Origin of the sequence: Mesorhizobium sp. M1E.F.Ca.ET.041.01.1.1, from assembly GCF_003997355.1 — a bacterium.
GTDB lineage: Bacteria > Pseudomonadota > Alphaproteobacteria > Rhizobiales > Rhizobiaceae > Mesorhizobium.
Genome location: NZ_RZSL01001134.1, coordinates 1 through 791, shown reverse-complemented (window position 1 = coordinate 791; position 791 = coordinate 1). Strand labels below are relative to the sequence as shown.

The 791-nt window shown below is 56.1% G+C and carries 2 protein-coding genes; both read left to right on the top strand.

What is annotated here, in order from left to right; genetic code table 11:
- The first annotated feature begins 162 nt into the window (after positions 1 to 162).
- Positions 163 to 396, top strand: coding sequence for a hypothetical protein (locus EOA38_RS37910; protein WP_126094770.1), 234 nt, complete (start codon positions 163 to 165; stop codon positions 394 to 396).
- A 106-nt stretch (positions 397 to 502) separates the two neighbouring features.
- Positions 503 to 649, top strand: coding sequence for a hypothetical protein (locus EOA38_RS39610; RefSeq protein WP_189350172.1), 147 nt, complete (start codon positions 503 to 505; stop codon positions 647 to 649).
- Positions 650 to 791 lie beyond the last annotated feature (142 nt).

The window sequence follows — 791 nt, the reverse complement described above, 5'->3', positions numbered from 1 at the left end:
GTGACGTTCTGGCCACGCTATATGCTAAAGCGCGTCGCGTCGAAACGGATTCGAGCGACGCGCTTTAAATCTTTGTTTTTATGCATGTCGTTTTCCCAAAACCGCTACACACGTTTGGGCGACATGCATTAGGCTCATGCAGCCAGGACAGGGTTCATTGTTATGGATGCGAGCGAACTGCAGGCCATAGGCGATACGCTGATGCGCCTCGTCACCCCCGACATGACACCGAAGGACCTGGTCAAAGCCGTCCGCAAGGTGCATCCCGGCGCCAAGAAGAAGGACATCGCCCGCGCCGCCTTCCACGCCATCATCGCCAATGCCGACCAGGACCTCGGCAAATCGAGGAACCTGCAGGCCTTTGCGCTTGCCGAACGCACCCGTCAGGCGGAATAGCGACTACCGGCGATAGCTACAAATCGCACGATCGAATTGTGAGAAAATTAATTAGCTATTTCTAATATTATGGGTCACCCGGCAACAAATCGCGGTGACGGACCCCATGACAAAGAACCTCGGCAACGCCAAGCCCAATGCTCCAGCGAGAGAGGTAAAACCTTCGCCGCTCGGCAGGATCGCGCCAGCGCTATTCCCGCTGATCGTCGTGGCGGTCGGCTATCTCGTCGGCAAGCAGTTCTTCGGCTTCTGATCCGAGCTCGCTTGCGGCTTCCTCCGCTCTCACGGCAAACTGGTTGCAAAATGCAATCATTTGTGCATTCTTGGGCCTGCGAAACGGAGGCGCCGATGGCCAGGATCGTCTATTCCATGCTGATGTCGCTGGATGGCTATAT